Source organism: Pseudomonas sp. GW821-FHT03C07 (genome assembly GCF_059420925.1).
This window is the reverse complement of record NZ_JBWKUQ010000003.1, coordinates 37,526-62,922: the sequence shown is the minus strand read 5'-3', so window position 1 is coordinate 62,922 and position 25,397 is coordinate 37,526. Positions and strand designations below refer to the sequence as shown.

Annotated in this window: 20 protein-coding genes; 12 read left to right on the top strand and 8 right to left on the bottom strand. The window is 62.2% G+C overall.

What is annotated here, in order from left to right; genetic code table 11:
• Positions 1-14: 14 nt before the first annotated feature.
• Positions 15-2,027, bottom strand: coding sequence for a bifunctional tRNA (5-methylaminomethyl-2-thiouridine)(34)-methyltransferase MnmC2/FAD-dependent 5-carboxymethylaminomethyl-2-thiouridine(34) oxidoreductase MnmC1 (gene mnmC, locus AC07VG_RS06435; RefSeq protein ID WP_495020681.1), 2,013 nt, complete (start codon positions 2,025-2,027; stop codon positions 15-17).
• A 140-nt stretch (positions 2,028-2,167) separates the two neighbouring features.
• Here mnmC and pap point away from each other — a divergent pair, with 140 nt between their 5' ends.
• Together pap and AC07VG_RS06425 are read left to right on the top strand one after the other, a co-directional pair.
• A complete protein-coding gene (gene pap, locus AC07VG_RS06430; protein WP_494999823.1) occupies positions 2,168-3,676 on the top strand; it encodes a polyphosphate:AMP phosphotransferase in 1,509 nt (502 codons plus the stop codon).
• Positions 3,677-3,784: 108 nt separating this feature from the next.
• Complete coding sequence (locus AC07VG_RS06425; protein ID WP_494999824.1) at positions 3,785-4,969, top strand: thiolase family protein; 1,185 nt, start codon at positions 3,785-3,787, stop codon at positions 4,967-4,969.
• A gap of 185 nt (positions 4,970-5,154) precedes the next feature.
• On the opposite strand, the gene AC07VG_RS06420 is transcribed toward AC07VG_RS06425, so the two are convergent.
• Entirely contained in the window at positions 5,155-5,364 is a 210-nt protein-coding gene (locus AC07VG_RS06420; protein ID WP_494999825.1) for a DUF6316 family protein, read from the bottom strand.
• A 211-nt stretch (positions 5,365-5,575) separates the two neighbouring features.
• Here AC07VG_RS06420 and AC07VG_RS06415 point away from each other — a divergent pair, with 211 nt between their 5' ends.
• A complete protein-coding gene (locus AC07VG_RS06415) occupies positions 5,576-6,538 on the top strand; it encodes a DMT family transporter (protein ID WP_494999826.1) in 963 nt (320 codons plus the stop codon).
• Between the two features lie 149 nt (positions 6,539-6,687).
• On the opposite strand, the gene AC07VG_RS06410 is transcribed toward AC07VG_RS06415, so the two are convergent.
• Positions 6,688-8,082 carry a class II fumarate hydratase gene (locus tag AC07VG_RS06410; RefSeq protein ID WP_494999827.1) on the bottom strand — a complete coding sequence of 465 codons (1,395 nt, stop codon included), beginning with the start codon at positions 8,080-8,082 and terminating at the stop codon, positions 6,688-6,690.
• A 190-nt stretch (positions 8,083-8,272) separates the two neighbouring features.
• Between AC07VG_RS06410 and AC07VG_RS06405 the strand changes: the two genes are divergently transcribed.
• The 7 genes from AC07VG_RS06405 to AC07VG_RS06375 all read left to right on the top strand — a co-directional run bounded on the left by AC07VG_RS06405 (position 8,273) and on the right by AC07VG_RS06375 (position 16,128).
• The gene (locus AC07VG_RS06405; protein ID WP_494999828.1) at positions 8,273-8,797 is read left to right on the top strand and encodes a DUF2059 domain-containing protein; all 525 of its coding nucleotides are present in this window, start codon (positions 8,273-8,275) and stop codon (positions 8,795-8,797) included.
• Between the two features lie 12 nt (positions 8,798-8,809).
• The gene (locus AC07VG_RS06400; RefSeq protein WP_494999829.1) at positions 8,810-9,106 is read left to right on the top strand and encodes a BolA family protein; all 297 of its coding nucleotides are present in this window, start codon (positions 8,810-8,812) and stop codon (positions 9,104-9,106) included.
• A 117-nt stretch (positions 9,107-9,223) separates the two neighbouring features.
• Positions 9,224-10,162 carry an oxygen-dependent tRNA uridine(34) hydroxylase TrhO gene (trhO, locus tag AC07VG_RS06395; RefSeq protein WP_494999830.1) on the top strand — a complete coding sequence of 313 codons (939 nt, stop codon included), beginning with the start codon at positions 9,224-9,226 and terminating at the stop codon, positions 10,160-10,162.
• A gap of 36 nt (positions 10,163-10,198) precedes the next feature.
• Entirely contained in the window at positions 10,199-10,801 is a 603-nt protein-coding gene (locus AC07VG_RS06390; RefSeq protein WP_494999879.1) for a DsbA family protein, read from the top strand.
• Complete coding sequence (locus AC07VG_RS06385) at positions 10,731-12,611, top strand: ABC transporter ATP-binding protein (RefSeq protein WP_494999831.1); 1,881 nt, start codon at positions 10,731-10,733, stop codon at positions 12,609-12,611. The genes AC07VG_RS06390 and AC07VG_RS06385 overlap by 71 nt, the downstream gene beginning before the upstream one ends.
• 213 nt (positions 12,612-12,824) lie before the next feature.
• Positions 12,825-15,284, top strand: coding sequence for an EAL domain-containing protein (locus AC07VG_RS06380; protein WP_494999832.1), 2,460 nt, complete (start codon positions 12,825-12,827; stop codon positions 15,282-15,284).
• A 79-nt stretch (positions 15,285-15,363) separates the two neighbouring features.
• A complete protein-coding gene (locus tag AC07VG_RS06375) occupies positions 15,364-16,128 on the top strand; it encodes an iron-containing redox enzyme family protein (RefSeq protein WP_494999880.1) in 765 nt (254 codons plus the stop codon).
• 171 nt (positions 16,129-16,299) lie between these two features.
• Here AC07VG_RS06375 and AC07VG_RS06370 read toward each other — a convergent pair whose 3' ends face one another.
• The 5 genes from AC07VG_RS06370 to AC07VG_RS06350 all read right to left on the bottom strand — a co-directional run bounded on the left by AC07VG_RS06370 (position 16,300) and on the right by AC07VG_RS06350 (position 21,222).
• Entirely contained in the window at positions 16,300-17,226 is a 927-nt protein-coding gene (locus AC07VG_RS06370; RefSeq protein ID WP_495020680.1) for a GGDEF domain-containing protein, read from the bottom strand.
• A gap of 275 nt (positions 17,227-17,501) precedes the next feature.
• Positions 17,502-18,242: a YciK family oxidoreductase gene (locus AC07VG_RS06365; RefSeq protein WP_495020679.1), complete on the bottom strand. Its 741-nt coding sequence runs from the start codon at positions 18,240-18,242 to the stop codon at positions 17,502-17,504.
• Positions 18,243-18,427: 185 nt separating this feature from the next.
• Entirely contained in the window at positions 18,428-19,099 is a 672-nt protein-coding gene (mupP, locus tag AC07VG_RS06360) for an N-acetylmuramic acid 6-phosphate phosphatase MupP (RefSeq protein ID WP_494999835.1), read from the bottom strand.
• Between the two features lie 3 nt (positions 19,100-19,102).
• A complete protein-coding gene (gene ubiG / locus AC07VG_RS06355; RefSeq protein WP_100939083.1) occupies positions 19,103-19,801 on the bottom strand; it encodes a bifunctional 2-polyprenyl-6-hydroxyphenol methylase/3-demethylubiquinol 3-O-methyltransferase UbiG in 699 nt (232 codons plus the stop codon).
• Positions 19,802-19,890: 89 nt separating this feature from the next.
• Complete coding sequence (locus tag AC07VG_RS06350; RefSeq protein ID WP_495020678.1) at positions 19,891-21,222, bottom strand: TRZ/ATZ family hydrolase; 1,332 nt, start codon at positions 21,220-21,222, stop codon at positions 19,891-19,893.
• Positions 21,223-21,332: 110 nt separating this feature from the next.
• Here AC07VG_RS06350 and mtnA point away from each other — a divergent pair, with 110 nt between their 5' ends.
• Positions 21,333-22,409: an S-methyl-5-thioribose-1-phosphate isomerase gene (gene mtnA, locus AC07VG_RS06345; protein WP_495020677.1), complete on the top strand. Its 1,077-nt coding sequence runs from the start codon at positions 21,333-21,335 to the stop codon at positions 22,407-22,409.
• Positions 22,410-22,736: 327 nt separating this feature from the next.
• On the top strand, positions 22,737-25,382 hold the full coding sequence (gene gyrA / locus AC07VG_RS06340) for a DNA gyrase subunit A (RefSeq protein ID WP_495020676.1): 2,646 nt from the start codon (positions 22,737-22,739) through the stop codon (positions 25,380-25,382).
• Positions 25,383-25,397: the final 15 nt, after the last annotated feature.

The window sequence follows — 25,397 nt, the reverse complement described above, 5'->3', positions numbered from 1 at the left end:
ATAGCGGCGCGGCCTCAGGCACCGGCCTGAGGCTTGCCCTGGCCGCGGATCAGGCTGCGCAAGGCGAAGCGATTCGGATGACAGGCCTCGGCGACGCTACGTGGCAATGGCAGCGGCTCGTTCTCCAGCCAGGCGGCGAGCAATTCGCCCGAGAGCGGCGCGCTGATCAGACCGCGCGAGCCGTGGCCGCTGTTGATATACAACCCCTCGAGCCAGGGGCAGGGGACCTGCGGTATCTGCCGGGCATCCCGGCCGAGGATGCCGTAGGCCTCGGCGAAAGGCTTCGGGTCCGCCAGCGGTCCGACGATCGGCAGATAGTCCGCGCTGGTGCAGCGAAAGGCGGCCCGGCCTTGCAGGTGCTCCGGGGCGAGTTCAGCGGCATTCAGGCGGATGGCCAGGTCAGGCGAGATGTCCTGTAGCAATGCCAGGTTACCGATATGCTCCGCGGTGGTGGGGGTCAGGTCCTCGCTCTTGAAATCGAAGCTGGCGCCCAGGGTATGTTCACCGAGGCGCGCCGGCGCGACATAACCTTCGGCGCAGACCACGGTGTTCAAGGCGCTGCTGCCGACGGTTTGCGCCAGACGGGTGATCTGCCCGCGAATGCGCTTGAGTGGCAACGCGGCGCTGGCGGCGAAGCGTTTCACTTCAGCGGCCCCGGCGAGGATCACCACCGGGGCGCTGCCCAGCAGGCTGTCGGCGCCCCACGCCTGCCATTGGCCGTCGACCCGGCGCAGCTCGACGGCGTCGCTATGGGCGCGTACTTCAATGTTCGGGTGGCCGGCTTGCCACTGGCACAAGGCTGGCGGATGGACCCAGCCGCCCTCCGGGAAGAACAGTCCGCCGTGCTCAAGGGCCACGCCCGCGCGGGCCTGGGACTGGGCTTGATCGAGGATCTGCAGCAACTCGGGGCTGAAGGCGCTGGCCAACTGGGCCTGGCGCTCGGCTTCTTTCTCGTCGAAGGCCAGTTGCAGGACGCCGCAGTCGTCCCAGTCGAGGCCTCTGTGCAACTGTTCGAGCAAGCGCCGGGTATGCCCGAAACCACTGAGGATCAGTTGCGACAGCGCCGTGCCATGGGCCGACAGCTTGAGGTAGAGGACGCCTTGCGGGTTGCCCGAGGCTTCCCGGGCCAGGGCGTCGTGGCGCTCCAGCAGGCAGACCTGCCAGCCACGGGCGGCGAGGCTCGCGGCACTGGCACAACCGGCCAGGCCACCGCCGATCACCAGGGCCCGGCGTTCGCCGCTGGGCGTCGCTGGGCGCGCGAACCATGGCTTGGCGGCAGGCGGTACAGTCGTGTCCGCGGGCCAGCCGATAAATTCGCCGCGCAGGATTTCCCATTTGTGGCCAATGCCCGGTGTGCGGCGCATTTTGAAGCCCGCGGCATTCAGTGAGCGGCGGACCCAACCGGTACTGGTGAAGGTGCTCAGGGTCGCGCCGGGGGCCGCCAGCCGCGCCAGTTCGGCGAACAGCTCGGGCGTCCACATCTCGGGGTTCTTGGCCGGGGCGAAACCGTCGAGAAACCAGGCGTCGACCTGGGCGTCCAGTTGCGGCAGTTGTTCCAGGGCATCGCCGACCAGCAGCGTCAGGGTTACCCGGCCATTGTCCAGCAGCAGTCGCTGGAAGCCCTGGTGAATGGCGACATACTGCCCGAGCAATGGCGCGCTGAACCTGGCCAGTTCGGGCCAGAGGGTCAGGGCGCGTTGCAGGTCGGCGCGGCTTAGCGGGTATTTTTCCACGCTGACGAAATGCAACCGGGCGCCCGGCACCGCGCAGTCCTCGAACAACTGCCAGGCGCAGAGGAAATTCAGTCCGGTACCGAAGCCGGTCTCGCCGATCACCAGCCGCTCGTTCGACCCCAGGGCGGCAAAGCGCTCCCGCAGGCGATTCTGTTCGAGAAACACGTAGCGGGTTTCGTCCAGGCCCGACTGATCGGAGAAATACACGTCGTCGAAGACCCGCGAGTGCGGGCGACCCTGGTCATCCCAGTCGATCTGGGCATGGGTGGGAGGATTGGGCGATACGCAGGTCATGGGGCCACTCGACGGTAACAAGGGGACTATTCTAGCCCATTGCCGGACGCCGGATTGATCCACGGCAAGGCCTGGGGATTTCCCGCCACACCGCGTGGTCCGATCCGTTAGTCTTGCCCCATCTTGGAAGGGAGTCGCCCATGTTTGAATCCGCCGAAATCGGTCACGCCATCGACAAAGACACCTACGACGCCGAAGTCCCTGCCTTGCGTGAAGCCTTGCTGGAGGCACAGTTCGAACTCCAGCAGCAAAAGCGCTTTCCGGTCATTGTGCTGATCAATGGCATTGAAGGGGCGGGCAAGGGCGAGACGGTCAAGTTGCTCAACGAATGGATGGACCCGCGCCTGATCGAGGTCCGCACCTTCGACCAGCAAACCGATGAAGAACTGGCCCGACCGCCGGCCTGGCGCTACTGGCGGCAACTGCCGGCCAAGGGGCGGATGGGCGTGTTCTTCGGCAACTGGTACAGCCAGATGTTGCAGGGCCGGGTGCACGGTCACTTCAAGGATGCGGTGCTGGACCAGGCGATCAATGGTGCCGAACGCCTGGAGCGAATGCTCTGCGACGAAGGCGCGCTGATCTTCAAGTTCTGGTTCCATCTGTCCAAGAAGCAGATGAAGGCCCGTCTCAAATCACTCCAGGATGACCCCCTGCACAGCTGGCGTATCAGCCCGCTGGACTGGCAGCAGTCGGAGACTTACGACCAGTTCGTGCATTTCGGCGAGCGGGTGTTGCGTCGTACCAGCAACGACTATGCACCCTGGCATGTAATCGAAGGGGTCGATCCCCACTATCGCAGCCTGACCGTGGGCAAAATCCTCCTTGAAGGCTTGCAGACCGCGCTCAAGACCCGGGATGCCAAGCCGCGCCCGAGCAATGCCGCGCCGCTGCTTTCAGGGGTGGACGAACTCAGCCTGCTGGACAGCCTGGACCTGAGCCAGCACCTGGACAAGGACGACTATGAAGAACAGTTGATTACCGAGCAGGCGCGGCTGGCTGGTCTGCTGCGGGACAAACGCATGCGTCGGCACGCGTTGGTGGCGGTGTTCGAAGGCAATGACGCGGCGGGCAAGGGCGGAGCGATCCGCCGGGTCGCGGCGGCGCTCGATCCGCGGCAGTACCGCATCATTCCTATCGCCGCCCCCACCGAGGATGAACGCGCCCAGCCTTATCTCTGGCGGTTCTGGCGGCATATCCCGATGCGCGGCAAGTTCACCGTGTTCGACCGTTCCTGGTATGGCCGTGTGCTGGTGGAGCGGATCGAAGGCTTCTGCAGCCAGGCTGACTGGATGCGCGCCTACAGTGAAATCAACGATTTCGAGGAGCAACTGAGCGAAGCCGGGGTGATCGTGGTGAAGTTCTGGCTGGCCATCGACAAGCAGACCCAACTGGAGCGCTTCCAGGAACGCGAGGATATTCCGTTCAAGCGCTTCAAGATCACCGAAGACGATTGGCGCAACCGCGAGAAATGGGACCTGTACCGCGACGCCGTCGGCGATATGGTCGACCGGACCAGCACCGAAGTGGCACCCTGGACGCTGGTGGAAGCCAATGACAAGCGCTGGGCCCGGGTCAAGGTGCTGCGCACGATCAATCTGGCCGTCGAGGCGGCCTTCGCAAAGCGTGGTAAGAAGGGCAAGGCGAAGTAGGACGATGGCCGCGCATACGCCGGATGAATGATTGTCGCGGTCGGGAATCGGGTGGGCTTATGCTCGCTTGATCTTTCCAACCGACAACAACAATCAATGAGGTGGGCCATGCGTGAAGTGGTGATCGTCGACAGCGTGCGGACAGGCTTGGCCAAGTCCTTTCGCGGCAAATTCAACCAGACCCGGCCGGACGACATGGCGGCCCATTGCGTCAATGCCTTGCTCAGCCGCAACGGTATCGACCCGGCCAGTGTCGAAGACTGCATTGTCGGTGCCGGCTCCAACGAGGGGGCCCAGGGCTACAACATTGGGCGCAACGTTGCGGTGTTGTCGAAGCTGGGCAGTGGCACCGCCGGCATGACCCTCAATCGCTTTTGCTCGTCGGGCTTGCAGGCGATCGCCATTGCCGCCAACCAGATCGCCTCCGGCTGCAGCGACATCATCGTTGCCGGTGGCGTCGAGTCCATCAGCCTGACGATGAAAAGCGTCAACACCGACAACCTGATCAACCCGCTGCTCAAGGAGCAGGTGCCGGGGATCTATTTCCCCATGGGCCAGACCGCCGAGATCGTCGCCCGTCGCTACGGCGTCAGTCGCGAGCAGCAGGACCTTTACGCGCTGCAAAGCCAGCAGCGCACCGCCGCCGCTCAGGCCGCCGGGCTGTTCGATGATGAAATCGTGCCCATGGCCGTGACCTATGCGGTCGAGGACAAGGCCAGCGGGCAGATTCAGCGCCTGGCGGGGGTGGTGGAGCGTGATGATTGCAATCGTCCGGACACCACGCTGGACAGCCTGGCCGGTTTGAAGCCGGTGTTTGCCGAAGACGGTTCGGTGACCGCGGGCAACTCCTCGCAACTGTCCGATGGCGCCTCGATGACCCTGGTGATGAGCCTGGAAAAGGCCCTGGAACTGGGGCTTACGCCCAAGGCCTTGTTCCGCGGTTTTGCCGTGGCCGGCTGTGAACCGGACGAAATGGGGATCGGCCCGGTGTTTTCGGTACCGCGGCTGCTCAAGGCCAAAGGCCTGAATGTGGCGGACATCGATCTGTGGGAGTTGAACGAGGCGTTCGCCTCGCAGTGCCTGTACAGCCGTGATCGGTTGGGCATCGACAACGCCAAGTACAACGTCAACGGCGGTTCGATTTCCATCGGCCATCCGTTCGGCATGACCGGCTCGCGCCAGGTCGGGCACCTGGTGCGCGAGCTGCAACGACGCAAGCTGCGTTATGGCATCGTCACCATGTGCGTGGGCGGTGGCATGGGCGCGACGGGATTGTTCGAAGCGTTGCTCTGAGGCGCAAGGGTTTGCCAGCGATAGCGATGCAAGATGTGCCGTCGCTATCGCCAGCAAGCCGGCTCCTACAGGACGAAGTTTCACCGCGCAATACCGTCTCACCTCGGCGGTTGTGGCAGCCGGCTTGCTGGCGATGGCGGCCGCAAGGGCAATGCAACGCCAAGGGATAGACCTGCCGTCGCTGGCTACAGGGGCTGGCTGGCCTTGATATCCTTGGTCAGTTGCATGCGTTTTACATACGACTGAGTTTCACGCTCGGCATCGGTTCGGGTAAAAAACGGCCCTTCCAGGGTGTTTTCCCGGGTGCTGAAAAAAAACTGGCCGTTGATGGCCGTCACCCGATGACTGCGGAAATGGGTGGCCTCGGTGTTGTCTTGTGCGCGTTTGCCGAACATGGCGAAATCTCGCTGATGAACGTGGCTGTCAGAAATCCAGCATAAAACTTATGAAGATAGCGCGCCTGATCGTCCGATCAATGGTCGAGGCCATTTTATTGGCGCCGCTTCTGGCACGCTCAAGGTCGCATCGAGCGGCCTTCCCCAGCTGTGTTGCCGCCCCTGCACGGCCTAGAATGACGACTTCCCCCACACGTCCACAGGACTCTTCATGCACATCTCATCCGGTCGCTGGGGTTACGGTCTGTTCCTGGCGCTGCTGACCTCGGTGCTCTGGGGCATCCTGCCGATCAAGCTCAAGCAGGTGTTGCAGGTGATGGACCCGGTGACCGTGACCTGGTACCGGTTGATCGTGTCGGGGGGCTGTCTTTTCGTCTATCTGGCGACGACCCGGCGTTTGCCCAGCCGCCAGGTCCTCGGGCCGCGAGGTGGCTGGCTGGTGCTGATGGCGGTGCTCGGCCTGGTGGGCAACTACGTGTTTTACCTGATGGGCTTGAATCGGCTCAGTCCTGGCACCGCACAGTTGGTGGTGCAGATGGGGCCGATCTTCCTGTTGATCGCCAGCCTGTTCGTGTTCAAGGAACGCTTCAGCCTGGGGCAGGGGATCGGCTTGCTGGTGCTGCTGTTCGGCTTTGGTCTGTTTTTCAACCAGCGCCTGGGTGAATTGCTGACGTCCCTGGGGACTTATACCGCCGGGGTGCTGCTGGTGTTGCTGGCGTCCACGGTCTGGACCTTCTACGCCTTGAGCCAGAAGCAACTGCTGACGGTGTGGAATTCGTTGCAGGTGATGATGGTCATCTACCTGTTTTGCGCCTTGTTGCTCACCCCTTGGGTGCACCCGGTTGAAGTCTTGCAATTGAGCCCGTTGCAGGGTTGGTTGTTGCTCGGTTGCTGTCTCAATACCCTGGTGGCCTACGGCGCCTTTGCCGAAGCCTTGGCGCACTGGGAAGCCTCGCGGGTCAGCGCGACCCTGGCGATCACGCCCCTGGTGACCTTTGCCGCGGTGGCCCTGGCGGCCTGGCTGTGGCCCGGGTTCGTGCAGCCCGAAGACATCAATGGCCTGGGGTATGGCGGCGCGTTGCTGGTGGTGCTGGGCTCGGCGCTGGTGGCGTTGGGGCCGTCGCTGATGGCCGGGCTCAAGGCCCGGCGTGTGCGCCAGGCGGTGAATCCATAACGACCCCGTTGCAGGTATTTGCGCCCTTCTGTAGGAGCGAGCTTGCTCGCGATGGTCGTCGACGATGACGCGGGAATCCTGATGGTTCGCGGTGCTCCGGTTATCATCGCGAGCAAGCTCGCTCCTACAGAGGGCGCGCGCGTTCGGCATTAGCCGTTCTTTCCGGATTCGAGCATGTTCTCCGGTCGGACCCAGGCGTCGAACTCCGCATCGGTCAGGTAACCGAGGGCCAACGCCGCCTCACGCAAGGTGAGGTTTTCGCTGTAGGCCTTCTTGGCGATCTGTGCCGACTTGTCGTAGCCGATATGCGGATTCAACGCGGTCACCAGCATCAGGCCACGCTCCAGGTGCGCGGCCATCTGCACCGGGTCGGGTTCCAGTCCGGCAATGCAGTGCTGCTGGAAGTTGCTGCAACCATCCCCGAGCAGGCGGATCGACTGCAGCAGGTTATGGATGATCACCGGCTTGAAGACATTGAGTTGCAGATGACCCTGGCTGGCCGCAAAGCCGATGGTCACGTCATTGCCCATGACCTGGCAGGCCAGCATCGACAACGCCTCGCACTGGGTCGGGTTGACCTTGCCGGGCATGATCGAACTGCCCGGTTCGTTGGCCGGCAACTTGACCTCGGCAAACCCGGCACGGGGCCCGGAGCCGAGCAGGCGCAGGTCGTTGGCGATTTTCATCAGGGCCACGGCGAGGGTTTTCAGGGCGCCGGAGAGCGTGGTCAAGGGCTCATGGCCGGCCAGGGCGGCGAACTTGTTCGGTGCACTGATGAACGGCAAGCCGGACAGCGCCGCCAGTTCGGCGGCAACCGCTTCGGCAAAACCATGGGGCGCATTGAGCCCGGTGCCGACGGCGGTGCCGCCCTGGGCCAGTTCGCAGACCGCCGGCAATGCCGAGCGAATCGCCCGCTCGGCATAGTTCAGTTGGGCGATATAGGCCGAGACCTCCTGGCCGAAGGTGATTGGCGTGGCATCCATCATATGGGTGCGCCCAGTCTTCACCAGCTTCATATGCCGTGCCGCCAGTTCCGCCAGCCCACCGGACAGTTCGGTAATCGCTGGCAGCAACTGCTGATACACCGCCTGGGCGGCGGCGATGTGCATGGCGGTAGGGAAACAGTCGTTGGAGCTCTGGGAGCGGTTGACGTGATCGTTGGGGTGTACTGGCAACTTGCCGCCGCGGCCCTTGCCGGCCAGCTCATTGGCGCGTCCGGCAATCACTTCGTTGGCGTTCATGTTGCTCTGGGTACCACTGCCGGTCTGCCAGACCGCCAACGGGAACTGGTCGTCATGCTTGCCAGCGAGCACTTCGTCGGCGGCCTGTTCGATCAGTCGGGCGATATTGGCGGGCAGGTCGCCATTGCGGTTGTTGACCCGGGCCGCGGCCTTCTTGATCAGTGCCAGGGCATGCATGACCGCCAGGGGCATTTTTTCCGTGCCGATGGCGAAGTTGATCAGCGAACGCTGGGTCTGGGCGCCCCAGTAGGCCTCTTCCGGTACGTCCACCTGACCCAGGCTGTCGGTTTCGATGCGACTCATGCGGTTTCACTCCTGATGGCGGGTTAGCGCAGTTTAGGTCCTGATCGAACGCTTGGGTTCCCTTCCAGGTTTTACTCTCTTCGCGACCGTTGGACACCCCGCGCTTGCCACGGGGTTGAGTGACACACTTTGTTAGGCGCAGAATGGTCGCCCTTGGGGTTTTACCTCGCCTGTTTAGAAAGGACACCCGATGACCCGTCTTCGTGCCATCTGTACCGCGGTTGCTCTGGTATGCGCCAGCGGCCAGGTTTTCGCCGATACCGCCAGCCACAATGCCAGTGCCGAAGCTTTTCTGACATTGGCCCATGCCGACAAGCTGGGAACCCCGGTCTACGCGCAAGTGCAGCAAATGTTTGCCCAGCGTTTCGAGCAGACCCAGGCACCGGCCTCGAAAAAGCCGTTGCTCGACACCTACCAGGCCAAGGCCAATGCCGCCCTGGACCAGGCCATCGGCTGGAACAAGCTGAAGCCGGACATGGTCAAGCTCTACACCGACAACTTCAGCGAATCCGAACTCAAGGACCTGGTCGCGTTCTACCAGTCGCCGCTGGGCAAGAAGGTCCTGGAGAAAATGCCGCAGTTGACCCAGCAATCGGCCCAGATGACCCAGGCCAAGCTGGAAAGCGCGGTACCGGTGGTGAACAAGCTGCTGGAAGACATGACCAACGAGCTGACGCCGAAGGCGCCAGCACCTGCGGTCAAGAAAAAGCCGTAAGCGGAGCCTGAAATGAGCATGCAGCAACGTATCGAAACCGCACTGAGCGCCCTGCAACCCGAGCATCTGCAAGTCCTGGACGAAAGCCATATGCACAGCCGTGGGTTGCAGACCCACTTCAAGGCGGTGCTGGTCAGCGCACAGTTTGTCGGGTTGAACAGCGTCAAGCGCCACCAGAAGGTCTACGCCACCCTGGGTGATCTGATGAGCGAATTCCATGCGTTGGCCCTGCATACCTACACCCCTGAAGAGTGGGTGAAAATCGGCGCGGCCCCGGCATCGCCGGTCTGCGCCGGCGGAGGGCATTGATGCTGGTTTTTTGACCGGTGTTTTTTTGCTAGAATCCGCAACGCGCCGCACTGTCGGCGCGTTTTTTTTGCACCCGGTTCGCCCTTTGCGAGGGCAGCCACCTGGAGAGCATCACCCATGACTCAACCCATAGTCGTGGCGGCACTTTATAAGTTCGTCACTCTGGAAGATTACGTTGCCCTGCGCGAGCCACTGTTGCAGGCCATGGTCGACAACGGCATCAAGGGCACCCTGCTGATCGCCGAAGAGGGCATCAACGGTACCGTTTCCGGTAGCCGCGAAGGTATCGACGGCCTGCTGGCCTGGCTCAAGCTGGATCCGCGGATGGTCGACATCGACCACAAGGAATCCTATTGCGACGATCAGCCCTTCTATCGGACCAAGGTCAAGCTGAAGAAGGAAATCGTCACCCTGGGCGTCGAGGGCGTGGACCCGAACAAGCAGGTCGGCACCTATGTCGATCCGCGGAACTGGAATGCGCTGATCGCCGATCCGGAAGTGCTGCTGATCGACACCCGTAACGATTATGAAGTCTCGATCGGTACCTTCGAAGGCGCCATCGACCCGAAAACCACCAGCTTTCGCGAATTTCCCGACTACATCAAAGCCCATTTCGACCCGTCCCGGCACAAGAAAGTCGCGATGTTCTGTACCGGTGGCATTCGCTGCGAAAAGGCCTCCAGCTATATGCTCAGCCAGGGTTTCGACGAGGTCTATCACCTCAAGGGCGGGATTCTCAAGTACCTCGAAGAGGTGCCCCAGGAGCAGAGCAAGTGGCAGGGCGACTGCTTTGTCTTCGACAATCGCGTTACCGTGCGCCATGACCTGAGCGAAGGCGACTACGATCAATGTCATGCCTGCCGTACACCGATCAGCGTCGAGGAGCGTGCCTCGGAGCACTATGTGGCCGGGATCAGTTGCCCACATTGCTGGGACACCTTGAGCGAGAAAACCCGTCGCAGCGCCATTGACCGCCAGAAGCAGATCGAACTGGCCAAGGCGCGTAACCAGCCGCACCCGATTGGTTACAATTACCGTCAATCTTCCGAGGGCTGAATCATGTCCGCGCGCCTGCTGTATATCATGGACCCGATGTGTTCCTGGTGCTGGGGGTTTGCCCCGGTGGCCGAGGCACTGGTCAAGCAGGCGCAGGCGGCGGGTGTCGAACTGCACCTGGTGATGGGCGGCTTGCGCACCGGCAGCGGCGCCGCGCTGGAGCCGACGACCCGGCGTTATATCCTCGAACACTGGCAGGCAGTCACCGAGACCAGCGGCCAGCCGTTCAAGTTCGAGGGTGCCTTGCCCGACGGTTTTGTCTACGACACCGAGCCGGCCTGTCGGGCCGTGATCACCGCCCGTAGCCTGGCGCCGGACTGTGCGTGGACGTTGGTGGGACTGATCCAGCGGGCCTTTTATGTCGAGGGACGGGATGTCACCCAAGCCAGTGTGCTGGTGGAGCTGGCGGAGCAAGCCGGTTTACCGCGCATCGAGTTTGCCGGTGCCTTCGACACGGCCGAGCAGCATGCGGCCACCGCCGCCGATTTTACCTGGGTCCAGGACCTGGGGATTGCCGGTTTCCCGACCTTGCTGGCCGAGCGTAATGGCCAGTTGGCGCTGCTGACCAATGGCTACCAGCCACTGGCTGAACTTGCTCCGCTGCTCGGCCGTTGGCTGGAGCGCGCGGCCTGTGCTTGAGCCGCCCGCCCCTGAAGCCGTCAAACCACCTGCGGACCGCCTGAGCTGGGCCGAAATTCGGCTGCTGGCGCTGCGGCATAAAAAAGCGCTGTGGATCGCCAACACGGTGGCCGTGCTGGCGACCTTGTGCAGCGTGCCAATCCCCCTGCTGTTGCCGCTGTTGGTGGACGAGGTCCTGCTAGGGCACGGCGATGCCGCACTCAAGGTGATGAACCACCTGCTGCCCGACACCTGGCAGCGCGCCGTCGGCTATATCGGCCTGATGTTGCTGGTGACCCTGACCCTGCGCTGTGGGGCCCTGGTGTTCAACGTGGTGCAGGCGCGGCTGTTCGCCGGGCTGGCCAAGGACATTGTCTACCGCATCCGTATCCGCTTGATCGAACGCTTGAAGCGCATTTCCCTGGGCGAGTACGAAAGCCTCGGCAGCGGCACCGTGACCACGCACCTGGTGACCGACCTGGACACCCTGGACAAGTTCGTCGGCGAAACCCTGAGCCGCTTTCTGGTGGCGATGCTGACGCTGCTGGGCACCTCGGCGATCCTGGTCTGGATGCACTGGAAGCTGGCGCTGCTGATCCTGCTGTTCAACCCGTTGGTGATCTATGCCACGGTACAGTTGGGCAAGCGGGTCAAGCACCTGAAGAAACTGGAAAACGACAGCACCTCGCGTTTTACCCAGGCCCTGACCGAGACCCTCGATGCGATCCAGGAAGTCCGCGCCGGCAATCGCCAGGGCTTTTTCCTCGGCCGCCTGGGTACCCGGGCCCGGGAAGTACGTGACTACGCGGTGGCTTCGCAATGGAAAAGCGATGCTTCGAGCCGGGCCACGGGGCTGCTGTTCCAGTTCGGCATCGATATCTTCCGCGCGGCGGCGATGCTCACGGTGCTGTTCTCCGACCTGTCCATCGGCCAGATGCTCGCGGTGTTCAGTTACCTCTGGTTCATGATCGGGCCGGTGGAGCAGTTGTTGAACCTGCAATATGCCTTCTATGCCGCCGGCGGTGCGCTTGAACGGATCAACGAACTGCTGGCGCGTGCCGACGAGCCGCAGTACCCCGGTGGCGTCGACCCCTTCGCTGGGCGCGACACCGTGGGTATCGAGGTACAGGCCCTGAGTTTTGCCTATGGCGAGGAGCCGGTGCTCGATCAGTTGGACCTGTCCATCGCTCCCGGTGAAAAGGTCGCGATCGTCGGGGCCAGCGGCGGCGGCAAAAGCACCCTGGTGCAACTGCTGCTGGGGCTGTACACCCCCCGCTCCGGGACCATTCGCTTCGGTGGCGCGTCCCAGGCCGATATCGGCCTGGACACCGTGCGCGAGAACGTCGCGGTGGTATTGCAGCACCCGGCGCTGTTCAATGATACGGTCCGCGCCAATCTCACCATGGGCCGCGAGCGCACGGATGAAGCTTGCTGGCGGGCACTGGAAATTGCCCAGCTCGACGCTACGATCAAAGTGTTGCCGCAGGGCCTGGACAGCATTGTCGGGCGTTCCGGGGTGCGTTTGTCCGGTGGCCAGCGTCAGCGCCTGGCGATTGCCCGGATGGTCCTGGCCGAGCCCAAGGTGGTGATCCTCGACGAAGCGACCTCGGCGCTGGATGCGGCCACCGAGTACAACCTGCATCAGGCCCTGGGCCGGTTTCTCAGTGGTCGTACAACGTTGATCATTGCCCATCGCCTGTCCGCGGTGAAACAAGCGGATCGGGTGCTGGTGTTCGATGGCGGGCGGATCGCCGAGGATGGTGATCATCAGCAGCTTATTGCCGATGGTGGTCTATACGCCAAGCTGTACGGGCATCTGCAAAAAATTTGACGCACTTGAGTTTTGCCGGGTTTTCTGTGCTTAGTGATTGAATTGGCTGACGGAAATACTTTTTTCTCTGTGCGTGCGAGCGATGGATTGATATCCAGATATCTGGAAGGGCGGCGCTGATCCCTTCGATATCGTGGAAATTAGCCTAGTCTGTGCTATCAGGAGTGGATTTCTCTCGAGTGCTCATCTGGCAGTGCTGATGCAAGGGATCTCATGAAGCAAACGCGGACTCTCGGAACGCCACGGCTGTTGGGCATCGTCTGGCCATTTATCGCTGTTGTCCTGTTTCAGGCCTTGCTGGGTGGCCTGAGCTTGTATGTACTTTCCGCCGTGCGCGGTTATGTGGCGGGCGAGAGCCTCTGGTCCAAAGGCCAGAAGGACGCTATCTATTACCTCAACCTGTACGCCGACAGCCGCGACGAAACGATTTTCCGCAAATACCAGGAGGCGATTGCCGTGCCCCAGGGCGGCCACGACCTGCGGATCGCCCTGGATGCGCCGACTCCGGACCTGGCGGCCGCTCGGCGTGGAATCCTGCAAGGCGGCAACCACCCCGACGATGTCTCCAGCATCATCTGGTTGTACCTGAACTTCCGACACTTCAGCTATCTGGAGCGGGCCATTGAAAAATGGACGGTGGGCGACACTTATCTGGTGCGGCTGGACAGTGTCGCCCAGCAGATGCACCGGGCGATCTCCGTCAACCAGGAGAGCAATAGCGATATCCAGCGCTGGAAGAGCCAGATCTTTGCCATCAATGATGGCGTGACGCCAGCGGCGAAAGCCTTCAGCGACGCCCTGGGCGAAGGTTCACGGGTCATCCTGCGCTTGCTGTTGATCACCAACCTGGCCACCGCCCTGGGGCTGATTGCCCTGGCCTTGCTGCGCACACACAAGTTGCTGGCCCAGCGCCATGCCTTTGCCGATGCCTTGCAGCTGGAAAAAGAGCGGGCGCAGATCACCCTGGAGTCGATTGGCGACGGGGTCATCACCACCGATGTGGAAGGCGCCATCGCCTATATGAATCCGGCCGCCGAACACCTGACCCACTGGAAAGCCGGGCAGGCCTATGGCTTACCCCTGGCGGCGCTGTTCAACCTGCTCGACGAAAATGCCCAGGACGAAGGTTTTACCCTGATCGAACATATTCTCAGTGGCCGGCTGAGCGGTGGCAGCGAGCATTCCAAGCTGATCCAGCGCCTGGACGGCAGCACCGTGTCGGTGACCCTGGTGGGGGCGCCGATCCGCAACGCCGGCAAGGTCAGTGGCACGGTGCTGGTGTTGCACGATATGACCCAGGAGCGACAGTACATCGCCAACCTGTCCTGGCAGGCCACCCACGATGCCTTGACGGGCCTGGCCAACCGGCGCGAATTCGAGTATCGCCTGGAACAGGCGCTGTATAACCTGAGCCGCCAGCCGGCCCGTCATTCGTTGATGTTCCTCGATCTGGACCAGTTCAAGCTGGTCAATGACACCTGTGGTCATGCGGCCGGCGATGAATTGCTGCGGCACATCTGTGCCTTGCTGCAATCGGGGTTGCGCGAGGGCGATACCCTGGCCCGCCTGGGCGGTGACGAGTTCGGCATATTGCTGGAAAATTGCCCGTCGGAGGCGGCGGAAAAAATTGCCGAAGGCCTGCGACAGACCGTGCAGAACCTGCATTTTGTCTGGAAGGGGCGCCCGTTCGTGACCACGGTCAGTATCGGCCTGGTGCACATCGCCCAGGCTCCGGCCACCCTGGAGGCCTCGCTGCGGGCGGCGGACATGGCCTGCTACATGGCCAAGGAAAAGGGCCGCAACCGGGTTCAGGTCTATCACGCGGACGATTCGGAGCTGTCCTTGCGCTTTGGCGAGATGGCCTGGGTCCAGCGTTTGCACATGGCCCTGGAGGAAAATCGTTTCTGCCTGTACGCCCAGGAAATCGCCGCGCTGGGGCACGCCGATCACAGCGGTGGCCATGTGGAAATCCTCCTGCGTTTGCACGACGAGGCCGGGCGGATGATCCTGCCCGACAGCTTTATCCCGGCCGCCGAGCGTTATGGTCTGATGACCCAGCTCGATCGCTGGGTGGTGCAGAACGTCTTCAAGGTCATCGCCGAATGCATTGCCCAGCAACGCGAGGGGGCGATGGCGATGTGCGCGATCAATCTGTCGGGCACCACCATTGGCGACGAGGGTTTCCTCGGCTTCCTGCATGAGCAGTTCAAGCAGCACGGCATTCCGCCGGATATGATTTGTTTCGAAATAACTGAAACCAGCGCCATTTCCAACCTTGGCAGCGCTATCCGATTTATCAATGAACTCAAGAACTTGGGCTGCCGGTTCTCCCTCGATGACTTTTGTGCGGGAATGTCTTCGTTCGCTTATCTCAAACATTTGCCTGTAGACTTCCTGAAGATCGATGGAAGTTTCGTAAAGGATATGCTGGACGACCCGATTAACCGCGCCATGGTCGAGGTGATCAATCACATCGGCCATGTCATGGGGAAGCGAACGATTGCTGAATTCGTTGAAACACCGCAGATCGAGCAGGCCCTGTTCGAGATCGGTGTCGACTATGCTCAGGGCTACATTATCGAGCGACCGCAGTTGTTCACCTGTGACAGTCTGTTGTGTCGACCCGCGCGACCTCGGCCTCTGCTGTTCAAGGCGCCTGGCACATTCCGCTGAAACCTTTGCTGATCTGCTTAAATCACCACTCAGAAGGAGCCCGACAGTGATCGACATTTTCAGCAGAACCGGCCCGCTTATGGAGGCCTCCAGCTACCCCGTGTGGGCGCAGCAGCTCATTCAGGACTGTAGCGAGAGCAAGCGCCGGGTTGTCGAACACGAACTTTACCAGCGGATGCGCGACAACAGGCTGAGCGCGAAAACCATGCGCCACTATCTGATTGGCGGCTGGCCGGTGGTTGAACAGTTTGCGTTATACATGGCACAGAACCTCACCAAGACCCGTTTTGCCCGTCATCCCGGCGAGGACATGGCGCGGCGTTGGCTGATGCGCAATATCCGTGTGGAGCTGAATCACGCCGACTATTGGTTGCATTGGAGCCGCGCTCACGGCGTGACCCTCGAGGACCTGCAGGCGCAGTTGGTAGCGCCCGAGTTGCATGCGTTGAGTCATTGGTGTTGGCATACCAGTTCGGCCGATCCACTGATCGTGGCGATTGCCGCGACCAACTACGCGATCGAAGGAGCCACTGGCGAGTGGTCGGCGCTGGTCTGTTCGACGGGGGTCTATGCCGCGGCATTTGCGGATGAAGACCGCAAGCGTGCGATGAAATGGTTGAAGATGCACGCTCAGTACGATGATGCCCATCCGTGGGAAGCGTTGGAGATCATCTGCACCCTGGCCGGCAACAATCCCGCCAAGGCCTTGCAGGTCGAGCTACGGCAGGCGATCTGCAAGAGCTACGACTACATGTACCTGTTCCTCGAACGGTGCATGCAACTGGAGCACGCGGAAAAGGCTCCGGTCGCCCGTGAGCGCCAGGCCGCTCTCGCCGAGGGTTGACTGGTCATGTGGGTAGCACCTCGATCCTGAGTTCGATGCAGTCACTGTGGGAGCCGGCTTGCCGGCGATAGCGGCCGATCAGGCGATGCAAGGCTCACTGGCCTCATCGCCAGCAAGCTGGCTCCTACAGGGATTGCGTGCAGTCTTGAATTTCCGGTTTGTGTCGTGGGTTCAGCCCGCCATTGCCAGGCGGTTGCGACCTTCGCGCTTGGCCACATACAGCGCGTTGTCCGCGCGGCGCAGCAGGCTTTCCGTGGATTCGCCCGGCAACAGCGTGGCGCAACCCAGGCTCACCGTCAGATTGATCCGTTGGCCATCGCAGTCGTGGTCCTGGGCTTGCGCCGCATAGCGCAGGCGTTCACCGACCATTGCCGCGGCCTCGCGATGGGTATTGGACAGCAGGATCAAAAACTCTTCGCCGCCATAGCGGAATACCCGGTCGACATTGCGCAGTTGCTCCTTGATCGAGGCCGCGACGATCTTGAGCACCTTGTCGCCGGCGCAGTGTCCGTGGTTGTCATTGATCTGTTTGAAGTGATCGATATCGAGCATCAGCACCGAGATCGGCTGGCCATGGCGACGCGCCAACTCGAACTCCCGCTGCAAGGCCAGCTCCATGGCGATACGGTTGCCGGTTTCAGTCAGCGGGTCGCGCAGTGCGCAGCGCGTGGCGGCACGATAGAGCAGGGCGTTGCGCATCGGGTACAACAGGCTTGCCAGCAACGATTCCAGATTGCCCAGTTCCTGTTCGTTGAAGCGGGTGCCACGGCGGAATATCAGTTCGCCCAGATGCTCACCTTCATGGCTGAGGCTGTAGCTGATCGAGTGATGGCCGCGATGGCCGAACTCCAGGCGCAAGTCGCTGCCCGGGTGCAGGTAGCTCAAGGCGTCCAGGGGCACCACGCGCTGGATCTCGCGAAAGAAGATGTCCAGGATACGCTCAGGCTCCAGGCTGGTTTGCAACTGCTGGGCCAGTTGATGGCGCAGTTGAGCCAAGCTGATGGGGCGTTGTTGGCTGGACGGGAGTTGGCCAAAGCCCAGACGTTGCAATCTGGCGCGATCAAAATCAATTGCGTTGGTCTGGGTCGGCGTTTTCATGGTGGCAAGCCCCTAAGCACAGCATACGGTCTTACAGGGTGGGCGAGAGCGGCTTGGGGCCGCTCTCGCGCTGCGTGATTAAAGAAGTTAGAGCGAAAGTCGTGCCAATCGCTTCAACCGAATAAAAGTCGTTTGAATTCAGGGTGTTGATTTTTCGGGGCGAGCGCCAGCAGCCGACAGGGGCGGCAGTTGTTTGACTTGCGCTGATGGCTTTTTTGAATTATTTCACTGTGCGCCGGTATTCCGGCGCGTGCGGCGGGATGACGCGGAGGGGGTTATTGGGCGTCGAAAGCCTGGCCGTTGACGCCGCTGCTGTCGGGCCCCATCAGGTACAGGTAGACCGGCATGATTTGCTGCGGCGTCGGGTTGTTCTCCGGGTTCTCGCCAGGATAGGCCTGGGCGCGCATGCTGGTGCGGGTGGCGCCGGGGTTGATGCTGTTGGCGCGCACCGGTGCGACTGTCTCGAGCTCATCGGCCAGGGTCTGCATCAGGCCTTCGGTGGCGAACTTGGATACGCCGTAGGCGCCCCAGTAGGCGCGGCCTTTGCGGCCGACGCTGCTGGAAGTGAAGATCACCGAGGCGTCCTGGGACAGCTTGAGCAGGGGCAGCAAGGTGCTGGTCAGCATAAACATGGCGTTGACGTTGATGTGCATGACCCGCATGAAATTTTCCCCGGACAACTGCTCCAGTGGCGTACGCGGGCCGATGATCGAGGCGTTGTGCAGCAGACCATCGAGGTGGCCGAACTCGGTTTCGATCATGGCCGCCAGTTCGTCGTACTGGTGTGGCAGGGCGGTTTCCAGGTTGAAGGGGATCACCGCCGGTTGAGGGTGGCCGGCGGCTTCGATCTCGTCATAGACCTGGCTCAGGTTGGCTTCGGTCTTGCCCAGCAGCAGTACGGTGGCGCCGTGGGCGGCGAAGGTCTTGGCGGCAGCGGCGCCGATGCCACGGCCGGCACCGGTGACCAGGATGACGCGGTCCTTGAGCAGGTCGGGGCGGGCGGAATAATCGAACATGGTTAAACCTCTACAAATGTAAAACAGATAGGCGGCTCACCGCGCACGTTGTAGGCGCCGAGCTTGCTCGCGATGGACGTCAGCGATAGCGCGGGGCGTCTGATACCCCGCGGTGCCTGAACCACCATCGCGAGCAAGCTCGCGCCTACAGAGATGCGTAGGCGCGGTGTTTGCCAGATCATCGGTCAACAGCTGCACAGCGCGTTATCCAATACCTTGCGTAGTTCCAGCGGATGATCGACCACCACATCGGCGCCCCAGTGATCGGGGTTGTCGTCCGGGTGGATGTAGCCGTAGCGCACCGCCGCGGTGCGGGTACCGGCGTCCCGTCCGGATTCGATATCGCGCAGGTCGTCGCCGACGAACAAGACGCTGGCCGGGTCGAGGTCGAGCATCTTGCACGCGAGGATCAGCGGCTCCGGGTGGGGTTTGCTGTTCGTCACATGGTCCGGGCAGATCAGCAGCGCCGAGCGCTCTGCCAGCCCCAGCTGTTGCATGATCGGCTCGGCGAAGCGCAGCGGCTTGTTGGTGACCACGCCCCAGAGCAGATTGGCCTTCTCGATATCGGCCAGCAACTCGGCCATGCCGTCGAACAGGCGGCTATGGACGGCGCAGGCCTTGAGGTAGCGCTCAAGGAACTCCTGGCGCAAAGCCTCGAAGCCCGGCGACTCGGGGTCCATCATGAAGGTCACGGCGACCATGGCGCGGGCACCGCCGGAGATCTCGTCGCGAATCGACCGGTCGGCAATCGGTGGCAGGCCGCGCTCGGCGAGCATGGCCTGGCAGATGGCGATAAAGTCCGGCGCTGTGTCGAGCAGGGTGCCGTCCATGTCGAAGAGAACCGCTCTCAAGCGCATCGGTTACTCCTCGCGCAGGGTCTGGATCATGTAGTTGACGTCGACGTCCGCCGCCAGCTTGTAGTGCTTGGTCAGAGGATTGTAGGTCAGGCCGATGATGTCCTTGACCGCCAGTCCCGCCTCGCGGCTCCAGGCGCCCAACTCGGAAGGGCGGATGAATTTCTTGAAGTCATGGGTGCCGCGTGGCAGCAGGCCCATGATGTATTCCGCGCCGACAATGGCGAACAGATAGGCCTTGGGGTTGCGGTTGATGGTGGAGAAAAACACCTGGCCGCCGGGCTTGACCATGCGAAAGCAGGCGCGGATCACCGAGGACGGGTCGGGGACGTGTTCGAGCATTTCCAGGCAGGTCACCACATCGAACTGCTCGGGCATTTCCTCGGCCAGGGCTTCGGCGGTGATCTGCCGATACTCGACGCTGACCCCGGATTCCAGCTGGTGCAACTGGGCCACGGCCAGGGGGGCTTCGCCCATGTCGATGCCCATGACGGTGGCTCCGCGCTGGGCCATGGCTTCGCTGAGAATGCCGCCGCCGCAACCGACGTCGAGGACCTTCTTGCCGGCAAGCTTGACCCGCTCGTCGATCCAGTTGACCCGCAGCGGGTTGATGTCGTGAAGCGGCTTGAACTCGCTTTCACGGTCCCACCAGCGATGGGCGAGGGCTTCGAACTTGGCGATTTCAGCGTGGTCGACGTTGCTCATGGACTATCCTCTAAAGCTTGGAAATCGGGTTGATGCCGCCCGCCGGGCGTTGCGTCATCTTCAATTCAATGCGCTCTATGGCGCGTCAATCAGTGTGCCTGAGCGCCAATGCGCTGGCCCCAGGCCCGGGCCGTGGCGCCCAACTGCTGTTCATCCAGGCGGGTCAGGCGCCGGTCTTCGAGCAGTGGCTTGCCGCCGACCCAGACATGTTGCACGCAGTCGCGACTGCTGGCGTAAATCAGTTGCGACACCGGATCATAGATCGGCTGCTGGGCCAGGCCGGACAAGTCGAAGGCGACAATGTCCGCGGCCTTGCCGACTTCCAGCGAGCCGATCTCCTGTTCCAGGCCAAGGGCACGTGCGCCATTGAGCGTCGCCATGCGCAACGCGCGGTGGGCGTCCAGGGCGGTGGCGGAGCCAGCGACGGCCTTGGCCAGCAGGGCGGCGGTGCGGGTTTCGCCGAGCAGGTCGAGGTCGTTGTTGCTCGCCGCGCCATCGGTGCCCACGGCCACGTTCACGCCGGCTTGCCACAAGCGCTCCACCGGGCAGAAGCCGCTGGCCAGTTTCAGGTTGGATTCCGGGCAGTGGATCACGCTGGTGTTGCTTTCTACCAGCAGTGCCAGGTCGTCATCGCTGATCTGGGTCATGTGAACGGCCTGGAAGCGTGGGCCGAGCAAGCCCAGGCGGCCCAGGCGTGCCAGCGGGCGTTCGCCGCGTTGTTCCTGCGACTGCTGCACTTCGAAGGCGGTTTCATGCACGTGCATGTGGATCGCGGCGTCGAGTTCTTCGGCGATAACCCGGATTTTTTCCAGATTTTCGTCGCCAACGGTGTAGGGTGCATGGGGACCGAAGGCGATCTTGATCCGTGGATGGTGCTTGAGGTCGCCGAACAGCTCGACGGCCTGACGCAACGACTCATCGGCGCTGGCGGCGCCGGGGATCGGGAAATCGAGGATCGGAATGGCGATCTGTGCGCGAATGCCGCTGTTGTGCACGCGTTCGCTGGCGATTTTAGGGAAAAAATACATGTCCGAGAAACAGGTGATGCCACCCTTGAGTTGCTCGGCGATGGCCAGGTCCGTGCCATCGCGGACGAAGGCTTCGTCGACCCATTTGGCTTCAGCGGGCCAGATATGCTGTTCCAGCCAGGTCATCAGTGGCAGGTCGTCGGCCAGGCCGCGAAACAGCGTCATGGCGGCATGGCCATGGGCATTGACCAGGCCGGGGGCGAGGAGCATCTGCGGCAACTCGCGGACTTCCTTGGCGCCGAGTTTCAAGGCCTCGGCCCGGGGGCCGATAAAGGCGATACGTCCGTCACGAATGCCCAGGCCATGCTCCTTGAGTACCACGCCGGCGGGTTCGACAGGGACCAGCCAGGTCGGCAGCAGGAGAAGATCGAGCGGGGCGGCGGTATTCGGCATCGTGGACAGCTTCCGGGCTTTAATCTGAAATAATGGCGAAGTATACCCGAGCGTCCTCACCGGGGGATCGCTATAATCGGCGGCTTTTGTTCCAGTGTGTGGGGTGAATCATGCGCAATCGACTGTTGGCTGCGGAAAAAGTGAAGGCCATCGATTGGCGTGATGGTGCCTTGTATCTGCTTGATCAGCGCATTCTGCCGTTCGAGGAAACCTGGCTGGCCTACGACAATGCCGCGGGGGTCGCCGAGGCGATTCGCTCGATGGTGGTGCGTGGTGCGCCGGCCATTGGTATCAGCGCTGCGTATGGTGTAGTGCTGGCGGCGCGGGCGCGACTGGCGGAGGGCGGCGACTGGGTGGCGGCGATGGAAGCCGATTTTGCCCAGCTGGCGAACTCGCGGCCGACCGCGGTCAATCTGTTCTGGGCCCTGGATCGGATGCGTGAGCGTCTGGAGCGGGTCAAGGATGGCGCCGATCCGCTGGCGGCCCTGGAGGCCGAGGCGGTGGCCATCCATGACAGCGATCGCGAGGCCAATCTGACCATGGCGCAACTGGGGGTCGACCTGATCCGCAAGCACCAGGGCAATGCCCAGGCGATCCTGACCCACTGCAATACCGGCGCGCTGGCCACCGGCGGCTTCGGTACGGCGCTGGGGGTGATTCGCGGCGCCTTCCTGGAGGGCATGGTCGAGCAGGTTTATGCCGATGAAACCCGGCCCTGGCTGCAAGGCTCGCGCCTGACCGCCTGGGAGCTGGCCAACGAAGGCATTCCGGTGACCTTGAATGCCGACTCGGCCGCCGCGCATATCATGAAGACCAAGGGCGTGACCTGGGTGATCGTCGGGGCCGACCGCATCACCGCCAATGGCGATGTGGCCAACAAGATCGGCACCTATCAGCTGGCGGTCTGTGCGATGCACCATGGCGTGCGTTTCATGGTGGTGGCGCCGAGTTCGACCATCGACATGGAGTTGGCCAGCGGCGACGATATCCCGATCGAGGAGCGCGACGGCAGCGAGCTGTTGAGTGTCGGCGGGCATCGGGTCGGGGCCGAGGTCGATGCGTTCAATCCGGTCTTTGATGTGACGCCGGCGGACCTGATCGATGTCATCGTGACTGAAAAAGGCATCGTCGAGCGTCCGGACACCGCGAAGATGGCGCAGTTGATGTGCCGCAAACGCCTGCATTGACCGGCTTTTGTCCCAGGCCAAGCAGTATTTGGCGCGCCCTGGCCGCGCTCATCTTGCCTCTAAGCCCCTCTCGGCGCGCTCTCGGTCGGTTACAGCGGCCGCCCGTCTACTTCCTTGCCTATGCCGGGGTAGGTGCGTGGCGGCGATTGTGATAACATCCGACGGTTTCCAGGGCAGCCCGAACCGGCTGCCTTCACTGCGCAGATCCAAGGCATAACTCGTTGATTTGTCGTAAGTCGTTGCAGGGCATCAGGCCCGCGGCGGCGAGCTTCGTTCGTCCCATATGGATGTGACGAAGTTTCACCAGAAAAAGGAATCAGGCTTCTCATGGGCGAACTGGCCAAAGAAATCCTCCCGGTCAATATCGAAGACGAGCTGAAACAGTCCTACCTCGACTACGCGATGAGCGTGATTGTCGGGCGGGCACTGCCTGATGCGCGCGATGGCTTGAAGCCCGTGCACCGGCGTGTGCTGTTTGCGATGAGCGAACTGGGTAACGACTGGAACAAGCCGTACAAGAAATCTGCCCGTGTGGTCGGTGACGTGATCGGTAAGTATCACCCGCACGGTGACACCGCGGTCTATGACACCATTGTTCGGATGGCGCAGCCATTCTCCCTGCGCTACCTGCTGGTCGATGGCCAGGGTAACTTCGGTTCGGTGGACGGCGACAACGCCGCGGCCATGCGATACACCGAAGTGCGCATGACCAAGCTGGCGCACGAGCTGCTGGCCGACCTGCATAAAGAAACCGTGGACTGGGTGCCGAACTATGACGGCACCGAGCAGATCCCGGCGGTCATGCCGACCCGTATCCCCAACCTGCTGGTCAACGGCTCCAGCGGTATCGCCGTGGGCATGGCGACCAACATCCCGCCGCACAACCTCGGTGAAGTCATCGACGGTTGCCTGGCCCTCATCGACAACCCCGAGCTGAGCGTCGATGACCTGATGCAGTACATCCCGGGGCCGGACTTCCCGACCGCCGCGATCATCAACGGCCGTGCCGGCATTATCGAGGCCTATCGCACCGGTCGTGGGCGCATCTATATGCGTGCCCGTTCGACCATCGAGGACATCGACAAGGTCGGTGGTCGCCAGCAGATCGTCATCACCGAACTGCCGTACCAGTTGAACAAGGCCCGCCTGATCGAGAAGATCGCCGAGCTGGTGAAAGAGAAAAAGCTCGAAGGTATCACCGAGCTGCGCGACGAGTCCGACAAGGACGGTATGCGCGTGGTCATCGAACTGCGTCGTGGCGAAGTGCCAGAGGTGATTCTCAACAACCTCTATGCCCAGACCCAGTTGCAGAGCGTGTTCGGCATCAACATCGTTGCGCTGATCGACGGTCGTCCGCGGATCCTCAACCTCAAGGACCTGCTGGAAGCCTTCGTCCGTCACCGCCGCGAAGTCGTGACCCGGCGTACCGTGTTCGAGCTGCGCAAGGCTCGCGAGCGTGGTCATATCCTCGAAGGCCAGGCTGTTGCACTGTCCAACATTGATCCGGTGATCGCCTTGATCAAGGCTTCGCCGACGCCGTCGGAAGCCAAGGAAGCGCTGATCGGCATGGCTTGGGAGTCGTCCGCGGTTGTGGCGATGGTCGAGCGTGCCGGTGCCGATTCGTGCCGTCCGGAAACCCTGGACCCGCAATACGGCCTGCGTGACGGCAAGTACTTCCTGTCGCCGGAACAGGCGCAAGCCATTCTGGAGCTGCGTCTGCACCGCCTGACCGGCCTGGAGCACGAGAAGCTGCTGGCCGAGTACCAGGAGATCCTCAACCAGATCGGCGAGCTGATCCGAATCCTCAACAGCGCCACGCGCCTGATGGAAGTGATCCGCGAAGAGCTGGAAGTGATTCGTGCCGAGTACGGTGACGTGCGTCGTACCGAGATCCTCGATGCCCGTCTGGACCTGACCCTGGGTGACATGATCCCGGAAGAAGAGCGCGTGGTGACCATCTCCCACGGTGGCTACGCCAAGACCCAGCCGTTGGCGGCCTACCAGGCCCAGCGCCGTGGTGGTAAAGGCAAGTCGGCGACCGGCGTCAAGGACGAGGACTACATTGCCCACCTGCTGGTTGCCAACAGCCACACCACGCTGCTGCTGTTCTCCAGCAAGGGCAAGGTGTACTGGCTCAAGACCTATGAGATTCCCGAAGCTTCCCGCGCCGCCCGTGGTCGTCCGCTGGTGAACCTGCTGCCGCTGGATGAGGGTGAATACATCACCACCATGCTGCCGGTAGAGGAATACACCGAAGGTCACTTCATCTTCATGGCGACCGCCGACGGTACGGTGAAGAAGACTCCGCTGGAAGCCTTCAGTCGCCAGCGCAGCGTCGGTCTGATCGCCCTGGAACTGGATGAAGGCGACGTGCTGATCAGCGCCGCGATCACTGATGGCGAGCGTGAGGTCATGCTGTTCTCCGACGCTGGCAAGGTCACCCGCTTCAAAGAGTCCGATGTCCGTGCCATGGGCCGTACGGCCCGCGGTGTGCGGGGTATGCGCCTGAACGAAGGGCAGAAGCTGATCTCCATGATCATCCCGGAAGAAGGCAGCCAGATTCTCACGGCCTCCGAGCGCGGCTTCGGCAAGCGCACCGCGATCAGCGAGTTCCCCGAGTACAAGCGTGGCGGCCAGGGTGTGATCGCCATGGTCAGCAACGAGCGTAACGGTCGTCTGGTCGGTGCGGTGCAGGTGCTTGATGGTGAGGAGATCATGCTGATTTCCGACCAGGGCACGCTGGTGCGGACCCGTGTCGATGAAGTCTCCAGCCTGGGGCGTAATACCCAGGGCGTGACGCTGATCAAGCTGGCCAGCGATGAAACGCTGGTGGGCCTGGAGCGTGTCCAGGAGCCATCGGAAGTCGAAGGCGAGGAGCTGGAAGGTGAGGTGGACGTCGAGTTTGACGGCGACGTGTTGAACGACGATCAGCCGTTTGACGCTGTAACCGATGAAGCTGAGCCGCAAGAGTAATTAAGCGTCTGCGCC